Origin of the sequence: Streptomyces sp. NPDC006997, from assembly GCF_040635175.1 — a bacterium.
In the GTDB taxonomy this organism is placed as follows: Bacteria; Actinomycetota; Actinomycetes; order Streptomycetales; family Streptomycetaceae; genus Streptomyces.
The window spans coordinates 24,678-39,874 of the sequence record NZ_JBEYHH010000021.1 but is presented as its reverse complement, the minus strand read 5'-3'; the positions used below and the strand labels follow the sequence as shown (position 1 = coordinate 39,874).

Annotated in this window: 12 protein-coding genes; 3 read left to right on the top strand and 9 right to left on the bottom strand. The window is 75.3% G+C overall.

The window, feature by feature from the left end; genetic code table 11:
- Positions 1-18 precede the first annotated feature (18 nt).
- A complete protein-coding gene (locus tag ABZ659_RS21690) occupies positions 19-1,227 on the bottom strand; it encodes a pyridoxal phosphate-dependent aminotransferase (protein ID WP_360222422.1) in 1,209 nt (402 codons plus the stop codon).
- Between the two features lie 87 nt (positions 1,228-1,314).
- Between ABZ659_RS21690 and ABZ659_RS21685 the strand changes: the two genes are divergently transcribed.
- Positions 1,315-1,944, top strand: a complete 630-nt coding sequence (locus tag ABZ659_RS21685) for a helix-turn-helix domain-containing protein (protein WP_360222419.1) — start codon at positions 1,315-1,317, stop codon at positions 1,942-1,944.
- 61 nt (positions 1,945-2,005) lie between these two features.
- On the opposite strand, the gene ABZ659_RS21680 is transcribed toward ABZ659_RS21685, so the two are convergent.
- From ABZ659_RS21680 to ABZ659_RS21670, 3 genes are read right to left on the bottom strand one after another with little or no spacing between them, the layout of a single operon-like run.
- The gene (locus ABZ659_RS21680; RefSeq protein WP_360222416.1) at positions 2,006-2,806 is read right to left on the bottom strand and encodes a hypothetical protein; all 801 of its coding nucleotides are present in this window, start codon (positions 2,804-2,806) and stop codon (positions 2,006-2,008) included.
- Positions 2,806-4,074, bottom strand: a complete 1,269-nt coding sequence (locus ABZ659_RS21675; protein ID WP_360222413.1) for a VWA domain-containing protein — start codon at positions 4,072-4,074, stop codon at positions 2,806-2,808. Before ABZ659_RS21675 ends, ABZ659_RS21680 begins: the two co-directional genes overlap by 1 nt.
- Positions 4,075-4,124: 50 nt before the next feature.
- Positions 4,125-5,633, bottom strand: coding sequence for an IucA/IucC family protein (locus ABZ659_RS21670; RefSeq protein ID WP_360222410.1), 1,509 nt, complete (start codon positions 5,631-5,633; stop codon positions 4,125-4,127).
- A gap of 121 nt (positions 5,634-5,754) precedes the next feature.
- On the opposite strand from ABZ659_RS21670, the gene ABZ659_RS21665 reads away from it, so the two are divergent.
- Entirely contained in the window at positions 5,755-7,410 is a 1,656-nt protein-coding gene (locus tag ABZ659_RS21665; protein WP_360222704.1) for an IucA/IucC family protein, read from the top strand.
- Positions 7,411-7,420: 10 nt separating this feature from the next.
- Here ABZ659_RS21665 and ABZ659_RS21660 read toward each other — a convergent pair whose 3' ends face one another.
- Genes ABZ659_RS21660 through ABZ659_RS21640 form a run of 5 tightly spaced genes read right to left on the bottom strand, consistent with a single transcriptional unit; the run spans position 7,421 to position 14,791 of the window.
- The gene (locus ABZ659_RS21660; RefSeq protein ID WP_360222407.1) at positions 7,421-8,659 is read right to left on the bottom strand and encodes an extracellular solute-binding protein; all 1,239 of its coding nucleotides are present in this window, start codon (positions 8,657-8,659) and stop codon (positions 7,421-7,423) included.
- Complete coding sequence (locus ABZ659_RS21655; RefSeq protein ID WP_360222404.1) at positions 8,656-9,660, bottom strand: hypothetical protein; 1,005 nt, start codon at positions 9,658-9,660, stop codon at positions 8,656-8,658. The genes ABZ659_RS21660 and ABZ659_RS21655 overlap by 4 nt, the downstream gene beginning before the upstream one ends.
- Positions 9,657-11,048, bottom strand: coding sequence for a hypothetical protein (locus ABZ659_RS21650; RefSeq protein WP_360222401.1), 1,392 nt, complete (start codon positions 11,046-11,048; stop codon positions 9,657-9,659). The genes ABZ659_RS21655 and ABZ659_RS21650 overlap by 4 nt, the downstream gene beginning before the upstream one ends.
- Before the next feature lie 53 nt (positions 11,049-11,101).
- Positions 11,102-13,411: a tetratricopeptide repeat protein gene (locus tag ABZ659_RS21645; RefSeq protein ID WP_360222398.1), complete on the bottom strand. Its 2,310-nt coding sequence runs from the start codon at positions 13,409-13,411 to the stop codon at positions 11,102-11,104.
- Between the two features lie 48 nt (positions 13,412-13,459).
- Positions 13,460-14,791 (bottom strand): serine protease, encoded by a 1,332-nt coding sequence (locus ABZ659_RS21640; protein WP_360222395.1) that lies wholly within the window; start codon positions 14,789-14,791, stop codon positions 13,460-13,462.
- A gap of 86 nt (positions 14,792-14,877) precedes the next feature.
- Between ABZ659_RS21640 and ABZ659_RS21635 the strand changes: the two genes are divergently transcribed.
- Complete coding sequence (locus ABZ659_RS21635; RefSeq protein WP_360222392.1) at positions 14,878-15,186, top strand: trypco2 family protein; 309 nt, start codon at positions 14,878-14,880, stop codon at positions 15,184-15,186.
- Positions 15,187-15,197 lie beyond the last annotated feature (11 nt).

Genomic DNA, 15,197 nt, shown 5'->3' with positions numbered 1-15,197 from the left:
AGTGCTGTCCCGTACCCCCTACTGGCGGTACCCCCCGAGGAACCGCCCGATCCTGCCGATCGCCGCCTCCAGGTCGTCCGCGTGGGGCAGGGTGAGGATGCGGAAGTGGTCGGGGGTGGGCCAGTTGAAGCCGGTGCCCTGGACCACCTGGATCTTCTCCCTCAGGAGCAGGTCCAGGACGAACTTCTCGTCGTCGTGGATCTTGTGGACCTTCGGGTCGAGGCGCGGGAAGGCGTACAGGGCGCCCTTGGGGCGGACGCACGAGACGCCCGGGATCTCGTTCAGCTTCTCCCACGCCACGTTCCGCTGCTCGTGCAGTCGGCCGCCCGGCACCGTCAGGTCGCGGATGGACTGGCGGCCGCCGAGCGCGGCCTGGATGGCGTACTGGGCGGGGGCGTTGGCGCACAGGCGCATGGAGGCCAGCATGGTCAGGCCCTCCAGGTAGTTCCGCGCGTGCTGCCTGGGGCCGGTCACGACCAGCCAGCCGGAGCGGAAGCCCGCCACCCGGTAGGTCTTGGACAGGCCGCAGAAGGTGAGGACGACCAGGTCGGGGGCGAGCGCGGCGGCGGAGTGGTGGACGGCGTCGTCGTAGAGGATCTGGTCGTAGATCTCGTCGGCGAGGACCATCAGGCCGTGCCTGCGGGCCAGGTCGAGGATGCCCTCGACGATCTCCTTGGGGTACACCGCGCCCGTGGGGTTGTTGGGGTTGATGACGACCACGGCCCGGGTGCGGTCGGTGATCTTCGACTCCATGTCGGCCAGGTCGGGGTACCACTCGGCCTGCTCGTCGCAGAGGTAGTGCACCGCCTTGCCGCCCGCGAGGGTCGTCACCGCCGTCCAGAGGGGGAAGTCGGGGGCGGGGATGAGGACCTCGTCGCCGTCCTCCAGGAGCGCCTGGACGGCCATCGACACCAGCTCCGAGACGCCGTTGCCGAGGAACACGTCGTCGACGTCGACCTCCAGGCCCAGCGTCTGGTAGCGCTGGGCGACCGCGCGGCGGGCGGAGAGGACGCCGCGGGAGTCGGTGTAGCCGTGGGCCCGCGGGAGCATCCGGATCATGTCCTGGAGGATCTCCTCGGGCGCCTCGAAGCCGAACAGGGCCGGGTTGCCGGTGTTCAGGCGCAGCACGCTGTGCCCCGCCTCCTCCAGCGCGTTGGCGTGCTCGATCACCGGGCCGCGGATCTCGTAGCAGACCTCGCTCAGCTTGCTCGACTGCCGGAACTCCATGCGCGCTCGCCCCTCCGGTTCGTGGTGTTGCTTGGTTTTACCAAGTGGCCGCTTGGAAAGTCCAATGACATGTCTAGACTGCGTCGCATGTCACCTCGTCGAAGCTACGACCAGTACTGCTCCACCGCCCGCGCCCTCGACACCGTGGGCGACCGCTGGACCCTGCTGGTCGTCCGGGAACTCCTCGCCGGGCCGCGCCGCTACACCGACCTGCACGCGGACCTGCCGGGCGTCAGCACCGACGTACTGGCCTCCCGGCTGAGGGACATGGAGCGCGACGGGCTGGCCACCCGCCGCCGGCTGCCGCCGCCCGGTGCCGCCTACGTGTACGAACTCACCCCGCGTGGAAGCGATTTGCTGCCGGTCCTGCAGGCCCTGGGGGAGTGGGGGCAGGCCGAGCTGGGGGAGCGGCGGCCCACCGACGCCGTCCGCGCGCACTGGTTCGCGCTCCCGCTGCTGAGGGCCCTGCGGCAGGGGGAGGGGCTGGTCGAAGTGCGGTTGGAGGAGGGGCTCTTCCATCTGTACGTCGGTACGCGGGAAGGGGCGGTGTACGGCGACGGGGCCGCCCCCGCCGAACCCGACGCCCGGCTCGTGCTCGACACCGGCACCTGTACGGCGGTGGCGCGCGGGGAGACGACCGTCGCCGACGCCGTGCGGGACGGGCGGATCGGCGTGTTCGGGGACGGGACCCTCGCCAAGGCCCTGCGGGAGGGGTGACCAAGGAAAAGGGGGGAGGCCCGGCTTCTTCGGCCGGGCCTCCCCCTCCGTCAGTTCCCCGTCACGCGCCCGATGGCACCCGCGACGGCCGTCCCGAACCGCGCGTCAGGCGGTAACCGCCTATCCCCGCGAGCGCCGCCAGCGCGCCGCCCACCGCGGTCCACACCCAGCGGTCCGACCACCAGCCGGACGCCCAGCCGTCGTCCGGGTCGATCGCGGACAGGACCGCACCGGCGGACTCCTCGTCGTCCCGCGCCGAGGTGACCGCGACGCCCGGCACCAGCGGCTCCGCCAGGGAGCCGTCCACCGCCGCCGAACCGCCGATGTCCTTCGAGTCCACCTCCAGTTCGGCGCTGACCGGCAGTCCGAGGTCGCCGGTGCCCAGGCCGACCGCCGTGAGCCGGACGTAGTACGTGCCCGGCAGCGGGTCGTTCGCCCACGGCTCCGACCAGGCCCGTACGGTGCGCAGCACGCAGGCCAGTTCGACCGAGGACGCGTCCGCCGCGGCGGTGCGGGTCTGGGCGCCGTACTGGCAGGACTGGCGGCGCCGCAGACCGTCGTACACGTCGACCTGCCAGGTCTGCGCGGCGTGCGTCTCGGGCAGCTTCACCGTGGCCCGTACGGTCGGGCGCTGGCCGGTGTCGGCGGGGAAGGACCAGTACAGGTAGTCGCCCGCCGAGCCGTTCGCCGTGGCCGTCTCGCCCTGGTCGATCTCCGTCGCCGTACGGAAGGAGGTGCCCGCCTCGGTGGGGGCGCCGCCGTCGTCGTCGGACGGGCTCGGGGAGGCGGAGTCGGCGGCGGCCGGTCCGGCGGCCAGGCCGAGGGCCAGCAGGGCCGCGCCCAGTACCTTGAACGTACGCATCAGTGGGTCCTCCAGACCGCGAACCGCCAGCGGGACAGCCAGCCCCACAGCAGACCGGCGACGAAACCGGTCAGGACCAGCGCGCCCAGCAGCCACCAGCCGCGCCCCAGGCCGAAGGAGGCCACGTCGTCGGCGCCGCTCGGCCCGTCCACGACGTCGACGGTCAGCTCGACCGGCAGGCCCGGCGTGGTCTTGACGCCGTCGGCGCCCGAGTAGGAGTGGGTGACCTGGAGGCAGACCGCCTCCGTGGCGGCCTTGCCGTCATCGTCGTCGCGCTCCGGCTTGGGGTAGCGCAGACCCGTCGAGACCACGTCGGTGCGGCCGTTGCCCGCCGCCTCGCCGCGCACGATCTCCCGGCCGTGCACCGTGACCGCCCGCAGCAGCACCCCGTACGACGGGCTCACCGCCCGGTCGGCGGAGACGCTCACCGAGGCACGCAGCTCCTGGCCGGGCAGCAGGTCCACCCGGTACCAGCGCTGCTCCCCGAACTCCGCCCGGTCCGTCCACAGACCGGACTCCAGCGTCGGCGCCTTCGCACACGCGTCGGCGCCCTCGGCGGGCTGCGGTACGACGACGGGGTCGGCGGCGCGGTCCACCAACTGACCGACCCGGTCGGACAGTTCGTCGGCGTGCTCGACTGAGGTGTAGGTGCCGCCGGTCGCCTCCGCGATACAGCTGAGCTGCTGCCGCATCTTGGTGTTGGGCACCAGGCCCAGGGTGTCGATGGTCAGGCCGATGCCCTTGGCGGCGATCTCCCGGGCCACCTCGCAGGGGTCGAGCGGGGCGCAGGTGTCCTCACCGTCGCTGATGAGCACGATCCGCTTGGAGCCGGTGCCGCCGTCGAGGTCGTCGGCGGCCTTCAGCAGCGCCGGGCCGATCGGCGTCCAGCCGGTGGGCACCAGCGTGGCGACCGCCGTCTTGGCCTCGGTGCGGTCCAGCGGGCCGACCGGGTAGAGCTGCGCGGTGTCCTCGCAGCCCTTCTTCCGGTCGTCGCCCGGATAGTCGGCGCCGAGGGTGCGGATGCCGAGCTGCACCTCCTCGGGGGTGGCGTCCAGCACCTCGTTGAAGGCCTGCTTCGCCGCCGCCATCCGCGACTGCCCGTCGATGTCCCGCGCCCGCATCGAACCGCTCACGTCCAGGAGCAGGTTGACCTTGGGCGCGGCGGCCGTGGTCTCGTCGGCGAGCGCCGTGGACGGGAGCGCGAGCCCGGCCGTCAGCGCGGCGAACAGGACACAGGCCCCGGACGCCAGCCGTTTTCTTGTGATCATCGCCGGATCCTAGTGATCCGGGGTGCCCGGCATCAAAACGGGGGTGCGACTCAGGACACGAGCGGGTTGGGCAGGGTCGTCCACTGGTCCCCCGGGACGGCGGGGGAGAGCCGCATCAGCGTCAACGCCTTCGTCGGCAGCGGTTCCTGACGCAGCGCGGCCAGGTCGGGGCCCGGCGGGAGGTCCGGTACGGCGCTCTCCAGGGCGGCGCCGAGTGCCGTACGGCTGCCCGCCGTCGCGGCCAGGGCGCCCGCGACCAGCGAGCCGAACAGCTTGCGGCGCAGCGCGGTCACGTCGTCGGTGCGGATACGGGCGGGCAGGCCGTCGGCGTCGAGGCCGTGCCGGGCCAGCCGGGCGGGGCTGACGCGGATGTCGGCGAGGTCCCGGTAGACCAGCCGCAGCGGGGCGCCGGTCGGGTCGAGCACGACCAGCAGGTTCTGCCCGTGCGCCTCCAGCGCCACGCCCAGCTCCAGCAGCCGCAGCCCGGCCGTCAGGGCGAGCCGGGTGAAGTCCGCCAGCCAGGCGGGGGAGTCCGGCAGCGCGGTGGTCGGCAGGGCGGCCACCGGCACCACCCGCTCCCCCGGCCGCGCGTACGCCAGGGGCGACTCGCGCAGGACGGCGGCCAGGTCCCGGGTGCCGTCCGTGGCCGCGGCCAGGGTGCGGGTGACGTGCAGCAGGCCGTCCGCGCGCTCCGCCACCCGCTGCCCGAACTCCGACAGGGCGGCGGAACCGGTGACCGACGGCACCGAGATGTCCCGCACCGACGACGTCAGACGGGCGCTCAGCGCGGTCTTGACGTGCGGGCCGCCGTCGCCGCCGCACAGCGCGAGGGTGCGCAGGGACATCAGCGGACGCGCGGGGAGCGCGCCCGCGAGGGCCCCGTCACCGGACGGCTTGAGCACGTGCGCCGCCTGCCACGGGTGGACCGGGACCAACACCCGCCCGCCGTCCCGCAGCTCCTGCGGCCAGTCACCCGCCAGCAGGCACGCCTCCGGCCCCACCGGCAGCAGCCCCAGCTCCACCAGCGGCCCGTGCTCCGGCGCGTAGGCCAACTGCTCGGCCACCGAGAAGTCGGGCCGGGCCCGGCAGCTCGGGTGGAACGGGTGCCCGTCGACGACCCGCCGCTCCCACCCCCAGACGCTGTCCGGCCACTCCCGCGCCTCCGGCCCCTGGTTGGCCCTCGACAGGGCCAACGAACCGGCGCTGTTGCCGAGTTCCCGCGCCAACGCCGCCCCGTGCGGCACCCCGAGGGCGGCCATCAGCCGCTCCGGGTCGTCCTCGGGTACGCCGTCCAGGTCGACGGCGGTGACGTACGCGCCGGTCGCGTACGGGTCGGGCACCGGCCCGCGCAGCCGACGCCCGTCCCGGAGCCGCAGCACGCCCCCGTCCCGGCGCGCCACCCAGGGCAGCGGCTCATGCGTCAACGCCCGCCACAGCCGGGTCAGGACGGCGGCGCGGGCACCGGGCAGCTCGGCCGTGAAGCGCGCCATGAGAGCGGGCCGCACGACGGCCAGCTCCTCGGCCACCTCGGCCTCGGCGGCGGTGGGGGGACGGTGCACGGGCGGGCTCCTCGGCTGGCGGCGGCGCGAACACGGCGGTCACGGCGGCGGACGACGGCAGTGATACTGATCCTCTCGCGCCGATACGGACCACAGGGAACGAGTGGAACGCGTGGACCCCATGCCCCCGACCGCCGCCGCCGACGACGACGCCGCGCCGCACGATGATGCCGCAGCGCCCGCGACGGCCCCTGGCACGCCCTACGGCACCGCGCCCGACGCGCCTTCCGCCACCCCCCACGGTGCCGCCCCCGGCACGCCCTCCGACGCCGCCCCCGGCACGTCCCCCGACGCGGCCCCCGGCACGTCCTCCCACGCCGCCCTCGCCGACGCCTACGCCGCCGCGCCCCTGCTGAACTGCCTCCTGCGCGAGGTGGCCCGCCCGCTCCCGGCGCGCGGGCCGCGCCGGGTGTACCGGCTGCCCGGCGGACGGCTGCTGCGGGTGTGCGGCACCCGGCGGCCCGGCGCGCCCGAGGTGTACGCGGAAGGGTGCTGGCACCGCCTCGTCCACCACGAACTGGTCACACTCGTCGCCGAGGAACTCGCCCACCACACCGGCCTGGCCAACCCCGAGCTGCCCGCCGAGATCCTGGACAGCCGGGACGCGGTCGCCGCCCTGCTCACCGCCCGGGCCCGGGCGACGCCGCCGGAGGACCCGTACCTGCGTTCCGAGCAGGCGCTGCTCACCGGCCACCCGCACCACCCCGCCCCCAAGGCGCGCGGCGGCGGCCCGGCCCGGGCGTGGCTGCCGTACGCGCCGGAGGCGTACGCCCGGTTCCCGCTGGTGCTGCTCGGGGTGCGCGCCGACACGGTCGTCGAGGAGGGCGACACCTCGGCCCTGGACGCCCTGGGGCCCGCCCCGGACGGCTACCGGCTGCTGCCCGCCCACCCCTGGCAGCTCGCCCTCACCGCGCCCGCCCTCGCCCCCGCCTTCGCCGACGGCCGCCTGGTCCGGCTGGGCACCACCGGCTTCGACGCCTGGCCGACGGCCGCGATCCGCACGGTGTACGCGCCCTGGGCCGACCTGTTCCTGAAGTTCAGTCTGGACGTGCGCATCACCAACGACGTACGGCGGCTGTGGCGCCACGACCTGGCGAGACTGCGCCGCACGGACACGGCGGTGGTGACGGCGCTGGCGGCCGGCCCGGCGGCCTGGCTCGCCGACCGCGGCTACCGCACCGCCCGCTTCGCCTTCGAGGAGCTCGCCGTCCTCGTCCGCGACGGGGTGCGCGGCCACCTCCCGCCCGGCGCGACCCCGCTGCTGGCCGCCGGGCTCGTGGAGGGCTTCCCGGGCAGCCCGCTGGACGGCCTGCGGGACCCGGCGCCCTGGTGGGAGGCGTACCTCGCCCAGGTCGTACCGCCCGCGCTGCGGGCCTTCGCCGACCACGGCGTCGTCCTGGAGGCGCACCTGCAGAACACGCTGGTCGCCGTCGACGCCACCGGCACCCCGGTGCGGGCCCTGTACCGGGACGCCGAGGGCGTGAAGCTCCTCCCGGAGACGGACCGGGCCGCCGGGTGGGAGCGGCTGGTGTACTGCCTGGTCGTCAACCACCTCGTCGAACTCGCCGGGGTACTGACCGAACGGCACCCCGCCTACGACCCCTGGCCCGCCGTCCGCCGCGAACTGTCCCGGCACGGCGTCCCCGAGGCCACCGCCCTGCTCACCGCGCCCGCCCTGCCCGCCAAGACCAACCTGCTGTTGCGCTGGACGGGCGCGGACGGCGCCGCCGCACGCTACCTGCCGCTGCCCAACCCGCTGGCCGGGGCGGACGGCTGACCGGGGGCGGTCACGGCCCGCTGCACACCCGCTCCAGCCCCGCCCGTGCCCGCGGCTGCGCCTCCTGGACCCGTTGCAGGTCGCTCAGCAGGCCCGGGATGTCGAGGTCCGTGCCCTCCGCCGCCCGCGCCATGGTCAGCAGCGTGGCCTCGTAGAACGCGTCCCGGAGGGCGGGTGCCATGACGTCGGAGGCGTCGAGGCAGCGGACGCCGCTGCCGGTGAGCCGCTCGGCGATGTCCGCGCCGGTGTCCGTGTGCTTCGGCGGCACCTCGCGGTTGGCCGAGAACACGTCGCCGAACCGGGCCCACGCGCGCTGGCCCTCCTGGGAGGCCAGCTTCCCTATCAGCTCCCTCGCCCGCGGGCGGTCGCTGAACAGGGCCGCGAAGTCACCGGTCACCTCGTGGGCCCGCAGCCTGTAGGGGCCGCCGGGCAGCAGCTTCGCGGAGTCGGTCAGGCCCGCGTGCCGGTCCCCGTAGAAGGCGCGGGCGAAGGAACCCTGGTGCTCCAGGGTGCAGCCGCTCTCGTTCGCGAACAGCAGCCCGTCGCGGTCCGCGTCGCTGCGGTGGTCGGTCAGCAGGGCGTGTTCGGCCGCCCCGGGGTTCTGCTGAAGCAGACGGCCCCATGCCCGCCAGGCGGTGCGCACCGGTTTCTCCGTCCACGGCTCCAGGCCCAGCACCCACTCGCCGTAGGTCTCCGGGCCCGCCCGTTGCAGCACGAGGTCCTCGATCCAGTCGCTGCCGGGCCAGCCGGAGGCGCCGTCGTCGCCCATGCCGATGCACCAGCTCTCCATCGGGGCGGGCGTCCCGGACGGCTCGTTGCCGTGGCGGTACCAGACGATGCTCTTCAGGTCGGCCTTCACCGGCACCCAGTACACGTCCTCGGAGGCGTCGTCCGCGGAGCTCCACGGGGCGCCGTACTCCGACGCGTCGTAGAGGCCGTTGAGTGGTTTCAGCCGCTCCTGGTCGGCGTACTCGGCGAGTTCGCCGACGCCCGGCATGATCGCGATGTCCGGCGGGTCGCCGGACTGGACCTGGGAGAGCAGTACCTCCCGCTGGGCGGCGGTGCCCTGGTAGTCGAAGGGGACGCCGAGGCCGCGCAGCACCTCCTCGAACTGCCGCTCCTGGGCGTCCGTCCACGGACCGAGGATGGTCACCGGGTCCGGCTCGTCCCGCTGTGTCCACAGCGCCACCAGGCTGCCGGTCACCACCAGCACCACCAGGAGTACCAGCAGTCTGAACCTGCGGGTCACCGCCGCCTCCAGTACACGTCAAGGCGCAGGCCGATCCCCACCACGGGCAGGAACACGACCAGCAGACCGCCGATCAGGGAACCCTGGTACACCCGTTCGACCCAGCCGTCGTCCGACAGCTCCCGCCGCACCTGCTCGGACAGCTCGGCGAGGTCCTCCTGGCGTGCGGCCAGCCCAGGGCTGCCAGCCGACCGCTGGGAGAGCTCGGTGACCTGCCGCAGATCGGCCCGTACGGCGTCCAGGTCGTCCTGTGCCGAGGACGCGGTCAGCGGCGGCCACACCGCGCACAGCACCGTCAGCGCGAGGGCGGCCAGCAGCGACGGGTCCCAGTCCCGGCCGCAGCGGTCGCGCAGGACGAACAGCGCGGACAGCAGGGCGAGTGCCAGCACCGCCAGGGTGGCCTCGGCGAGCCACCAGCCGCCGCGTTGCAGCCAGCCCATGGACGCGGTGGCCGTGGCGCGGGTCAGTTGTCCGTGCTGGAGCTGGTCGAGGCGGGGCACGAGGCCGACGTGCGGGCGGGTCAGCAGGGAGTGGGCCTCCAACCGCTTCTGCTCCCGCATGAAGCGCTGGTCGTGGTAGACCGTCATGGCGTTGGTGAGGGAGTTGCCGTAGGTGTCGAGCAGTCCGTTGACGGTGCCGAGGTCCTGGTCGGTGCGGTCCCCGATCCGGGACAGCACCTGGTCGGCCGCGGACAGCTGGGACCGGTAGGCCTCGCCCGAGCCCGCCACGTCGACCAGCCCCCGGCGGACCAGGTCGTCCACCTCCCAGTCGGCGCGCAGCACCGCCAGCCGGGTCGCCGCGAGGCCCTGCACGGCGGGCGCCTCCCGGGTGGCGAGGGTCCGCGCGGACTGCTGGGTCTGCCGGTAGGACAGCAGCAGCGCGCTCACCGCGACGGCCGCGCACACGACGACCACCAGCAGGTGCGCCTCAAGGAGCCGCCGCGTCCGGAACCGGCCGAGGCGGGCGCGCCAGAAGGCGGCGGGCGAGTACGGGGGCCTCACGGCAGCCTCTCCCCACAGGCGACGCAGTACCGGGCCTCGCTCCCGGCCAGCGTGCGGCAGCGGCGGCAGCGCGGGCCGGGCGGAGGGTCGGCGAGGTCGGTGAGCGGCCCGCCGGGACGGGACCCGGCCCGCAGGATCATCCCGCCCAGGGTGTGCGCGTCGACGGTGGACCGCACCCGCACCCGCCCCGAGGCCGCGTCCGCCACCTCGGCCACGGCGCCGATCTCGCGCAGCACCCAGTCGGCGCCGTACCGCGTGGCCAGCCGGGCCGCCTGTCCGAGCAGTTCCTCCGCCTGGTCCCTGCGCTGCTCCCGGAGGGCGTGCAGGCCCTTGCGCAGCGCGGACCGCATCGCGGTGGTGGCGTTCACGGAGCGGACACTGGAGCCGCCCGCCAGCCCGGGCGGCGGTGGCTCCGCGCGCCGGTGCCAGCGCGCGGTGACCGGGGCGTGCGCCTCCCCGACGGAGACCATGGCGAACAGCAGGTCGGTGTCGAGCGGGTCGCCGTCCGCGTCGGCGACGAGGGTGAGCAGGTAGTCGTAGCCGCCGGGCTCCCACCGGTAGGCGGGGAAGTGCCAGCGGTGCGGTCGGCCCGGCTGCGGCAGCCCGCCGAGCCGGTGCGGCCGGGGCGCCTTCTCCGTGAGGGAGACCTGGCGGACGGCGGGCCGCGCGGTCACCTCGACGGGCAGGTGCGGGGTGTGCACCCGGCGCAGCCGCGCCACCGCCGCCGTGACCGCCGAGGTGAGGCCGGTCTCCACGAACTCGGCGGTGCCGTGCAGCCGTTCGGCGAGGGCCAGCAGCGGGTCGGGGGCGAAGTCGCTGCCCACGGCGAACACGTCGCAGGTGAACTGCCCGGCGCACAGGTCCAGTTCCTCCGCCAGCCGGGTCTCGTCCGCCGCGCCGCTGCCGTCCGTGATCAGCACCAGGTGCCGTACGGACAGCGGGCGGGCGGCGAGCAGGGCACGGGCGCGGGCCGCCCAGACGGCGTACCCGGCGGGCCGCGGACCGTCCCGGTGCAGCGGTACGGCGCCCGCGGCGAACGCCGCCCGGCGCCGCTCGCGCGCGTCGGCCACCGCCCACTCCCGGTCCCCGAGGGGGTAGCAGCGCCGTGGTTCCGGGCCGCCGCCGAGCACGGTGAAGGAGATGTCGTCGGGGAGCGCGCGCAGCGCGGCGGGCAGCGCGCGCCGCGCCGCCTCCCGGCGCGGCTCGGCGACGTCCACCGCGATGATCACCGCGAGTTCCACGGCGGGGAGTTCGGCGGCGGCCCCGGTCGCGGTCACCTCGACGCGCAGGTGCGCCTCGATGGTGGCGTTGCGGCGCGGCGTCAGGTCCCGGTCGAGGTCGACGCGCAGCCGGATGCCGAGGTGCGGCTGCCGGGCGGGGCTGTTCATGTCGGTAGGTCACCACTCCTTCGCCGTGGGGCTTCGTCCTCGTCGCCGGTCGCTCAGACCGCCGTCTGCGGCCGTACCGCGTGGGAGAGGTCCACCAGGTGCTCGTGCGCGGCGGCGGACTCCTTGTGGTGGGCGGCCAGCAGCAGGTACTGCTGCTCCATCTGCGCGCGCACCTCGTGCTCCTGTGGACCCAGCCGCCGCAGTCGGCGCGGGCCGAGCCGCGCGGCGCCCCGGCCGGGCGGGCCGGGACGGTCGGCGCGGTGGTAGAGCGCGTCCAGCTTCCACTCGTGCAGTTCGATGCCCAGCCGCAGCGCCTCGTCCGCGGACAGGCTCGGCTCCCCGACCCCCGGGTCACGGTGTCTGAGCCGGTGCAGCTCCGCCAGCGCCGTGTCGGCCGCGGCGAGGGAGGGCAGCGGGTCCCGGACGCCGGACAGCCGGGCGGCGCGGATGCGCAGGGCGGCGATCCGGGCGACGGCGTGGTCCAGGGAGCCCGGACGGATCCGGCCGAGCAAGTCGAGGGCGGCGGTCCGGTCACCGTCGCGCAGCGCCAGCCGGGCCAGGCCCAGGGCGGCGCCGCCGTGCGCGGGGTTGCGGGCGGACACGGCCTCGTACAGCTCCCGCGCGGTGGGCGCGGCGGCGTCTTCGCCGAGCAGTTCCCCGCAGTAGGCGAGCGCCAGCTTGGGCGCGTACTCGCCGGGCAGGTCGAGCCGGACCCGGGTGAAGTGCGCCTTGGCGGCGGCGACCTGGCGCGGGTCGGCGTCGAGGTCGGCGCGGCGCAGCGCGACCAGGGCGCGGTGCCACTGGAGCCGCCACTGCCGCACCGCCCGCGGCCCCGGGATGGAGTCGGCGGTGTCCAGCTCCTCCTGGGCCCGCTCCAGGTCCTCCCGCCGGTCCTGGTCCAGCAGGACCCGCACGTTGTGCAGGCAGACCTCCACCGACGTCGGCCGCTCCCCGTCCTGCCCGAGCAGTTGGTCGGGGTCGTAGCCGCCGCTCACCTCGAACCGCGCGGTCTGCGGGTCGTCCGGGTAGCGCCTGGGCACGGGCAGACAGCGGGCGATCTCCGTCGGGGTGGGCGCGCCCGGGTCGAGCGGCGGCGCCTCGGGCGGGTCGTGGCGGTGCCGCAGCGGACGGTCGAGCCAGTGCGCGATGCCCGGTACGGTGCCGAGGCGGGCGCCGAGCAGCCGCGGCGACGGCCGGAAGTAGTGCGACGGCTCGGGCGGGTCGCTCTTGCCGCGCAGGGCGCGGATCTCCCGCAGGGCGCCCCGCAACTGCCCCGCCATGTCACGGGCGTTGGCGAACCGCAGGTCGGGGTCGGCGCGGGTGGCGCGCTCCACGACCCACCAGAACGACGCGGCGCCGAGTCCGGGCACCTCGTCGACCGCCCAGACGGCCAGCTCGCGCAGGGTCACCCCGACGGTGTGCAGGTCGTGCGCGACGGTCGGCAGCCCGGAGGTCTCCGTCTCCGGCGCCATGTACGGCGGCGTCACATGGGCGGGCGGCTCGCTCTGGCCCTCCTCGCGCATCCCGCCGAGGTCGATGACCTTGACGCCGTCGCGGTGGTGCACGACGTTCGACGGCTTCATGTCGCCGTACAGGAAGACCCGTTCGCCGCCCGCGTGCAGATGCCCGAGCGCTTCCAGGATCTGGCAGCCGTACGCCGCGACGTGCTCGATGTCGAGGACGGACTCCCCGCGCCTGACCTCCTCGACGACCTTCTCCAGGGTGCCGTCGCCCACGTCGTCCATGACGAGGTACCCGCCGGTGACCCGCCCGTCCTCCCCGCGCCTGGCGACGAAGTCGCGGATCTGCACGATCCGCGGGTGCCGGATGGCGACGAGGTTGCGCCGCTCGACGTCGGCGAGCCGGGCGCCGTCCCGCTCGTACCGGTTGAGCAGCCCCTTCACGGCGACGACGTCCCCGAGGTGGGTGTCCTCCGCGAGGTACACCCAGCCCTGCCCGCCGTGCGCGATCGGCCCCATGATCCGGTACTGGTCGCGCAGCACGTCGCCCGCGGCGAGGTCGGGCCGGTACGAGTACGGCTCCCCGCACGCCGGGCAGTACCCCTGGACCGGCACCGGACCCGCGGTGTACGGCGGCGCGAAGGTCACCCCGCACTCCGGCGACGAGCATCCCATCCGGATGCGCGACGGCGCCTCGGGCCGGATGAGCCGCGCCCGCGCGGGCCGCGGTTCACGGCCGGGCAGTGTCAGCAGGTCGCGTGGGCCGAGGTCGCGGGGGGCGTCGGACAGCGCGGGCAGCCCGGGGCCCTCCTGGTGGCGGCCGCACTCGGCGCAGTGGCCGGTGGGCAGCACGGGCCCGCCGCAGGGGGCTCCGCCGAAGCGCCGGTGCGGGCAGGTCGTCATGGTCGGGAGCGGCCTCCTCGGGCGGTGGGCGGGGGAGTGGGGGACCGGTCAGGCGCGGTCGTGCGGCCGTAGCTCGGCCCGGAGCGCGGTGACCAGCTCCCGCAGCCGGGTCAGGTGCCGGTGCGGGTCGGTCAGCGCGTCGACGGCGCGGCGCTCGGCGCGGTACCGGTCGGCCCGCTCGGTCACGGTGTCCAGGGAGCCGCTGCCGACGACGCCGTACCGGACGGCCCGGCTGAACTCGGCCCGCTCCAGCCGGGCGAGCAGCGCGTCCGCGTGACCGAGCAGGGCGGGCCGCAGCAGGGCGTCACGGGCGGCGGTCCAGCCGGTGCCGCCCTCGTGCCGGAAGACGAGCAGCAGCCGCAGCCCGCACTCCCGCAGCCGCGCGAGCAGCTCGACCAGCGGGCCGGGCTCCGGCTCCTCGTCGAACCCGTCGACGACGACACAGGCCGGACGCCGCCCGGACCCGGCGAGGGGCACCCGCGCGGGCCGCCGCCGGGCGCCGAGCAGCCAGTCCCAGTAGGTCAGGTACTGGCCGGGCGGGAAGTCGATGTGCTCCAGGGCGTGGTCGGCCAGGTCGGGCCTGCCGGACCGCCCACCGCGGTACACCTCGTCGGCCCGGTGCAGCAGGTGCCGCAGCGAGCGGTCCTTTCCGCTGCCGGGCGGTACGACGGTGATCTTCACGGGATCGTCGTCGTCGGGCTCGTCGAACCACCGGTTGAGCCGCGCCTCGAACCGGTGGTCCCAGGCGTCGGGACCGCTCAGCTCCTTCACGGTGGGCGACAGCTCGGCGATCCGGTCCACCGGGACGAGGTACGAGAAGGCCAGCCGGTTGGTCTCCGGCAGCAGCTCGCCCATGTCACCCCGCCAGCTCACGACGAGACCGACGACCCGCGCGGGACGCCCCTCGAAGGGCCGGGTGCACACGGCGGCACCGCTGAACCCCGCCCGCACCACCTCCGCCTTGGTGGCGGCGTCGAGCTGCACCCGCTCACCGCTGGCGCCGCTGATCCGCCCCCACAGGGTCATCCCGTCGTCGAAGCCCTCGGCGTACCCGGTGGCGAACACCTCCATGCCGCTGAACAGCCGGGACTCCAGCGGGGCGGGCCGGGCCCGCGGACGCGGGCTGTCCAGCCGCAGCACGGCGACGTCCTCACCGCCCCCGCCCCCTGCCAGCCAGCCCCCGGGGGCGACCCGCGCGGCCACCGGCTCCAGGGCGCGGTTCTCCGCGAACTCCACCCACATCACGGCGTCCGGCCGCCGCACGACGTGCGCGCACGTCAGCACCGTGCGCTGGTCGACGAGCACCCCGGCACCACAGAGCGGACCGTCCGCGTCGCCCCGCCGTAACCTCAGCCTCCAGTCAGCGCGCAACTCCCCCATACGACCTCACCCTACGCGCGTGGCACCCCGCTCCCTAGACTCATGACGACCCTGGTCCAACCAACCCGCTACGACGAGGAGTTGCCGTGGACGAACCGGAACCGGTCGGCCTGGCGGAGGCCATCGGCACGGTCCGCGCGGAGCTCGCGCGCGCCCAGGCCGAGGGCGCCGCGAGCGACTGGCGGTTCAGCGTGGAGCAGGTCAGCCTGGAGTTCTCGGTGCAGTTCCACCGCGCCGGGGAGGGCGGCGCGGGCCTGCGCCTGGGCGTCGTGGAGGCCCGCCTCGGCGGCTCGGTGAGCCACGACGCGACCCACCGCGTCCAGGTCGACCTCAAGCCGCTGCCGCGCGCGGACGGGCGGGAGCACGAGGTGAGCCGGGAGCCCCGCGGCTGGTGACGCCCCGCGGC

What these genes read in the sequence shown, in the direction of transcription:
- ABZ659_RS21690 (WP_360222422.1), bottom strand. Translation starts at nt 1,227, where the DNA reads ATGGAGTTCCGGCAGTCGAGCAAGCTGAGCGAGGTCTGCTACGAGATC.
- ABZ659_RS21685 (WP_360222419.1), top strand. Translation starts at nt 1,315, where the DNA reads ATGTCACCTCGTCGAAGCTACGACCAGTACTGCTCCACCGCCCGCGCC.
- ABZ659_RS21680 (WP_360222416.1), bottom strand. Translation starts at nt 2,806, where the DNA reads ATGCGTACGTTCAAGGTACTGGGCGCGGCCCTGCTGGCCCTCGGCCTG.
- ABZ659_RS21675 (WP_360222413.1), bottom strand. Translation starts at nt 4,074, where the DNA reads ATGATCACAAGAAAACGGCTGGCGTCCGGGGCCTGTGTCCTGTTCGCC.
- ABZ659_RS21665 (WP_360222704.1), top strand. Translation starts at nt 5,755, where the DNA reads ATGCCCCCGACCGCCGCCGCCGACGACGACGCCGCGCCGCACGATGAT.
- ABZ659_RS21650 (WP_360222401.1), bottom strand. Translation starts at nt 11,048, where the DNA reads ATGAACAGCCCCGCCCGGCAGCCGCACCTCGGCATCCGGCTGCGCGTC.
- ABZ659_RS21645 (WP_360222398.1), bottom strand. Translation starts at nt 13,411, where the DNA reads ATGACGACCTGCCCGCACCGGCGCTTCGGCGGAGCCCCCTGCGGCGGG.
- ABZ659_RS21640 (WP_360222395.1), bottom strand. Translation starts at nt 14,791, where the DNA reads ATGGGGGAGTTGCGCGCTGACTGGAGGCTGAGGTTACGGCGGGGCGAC.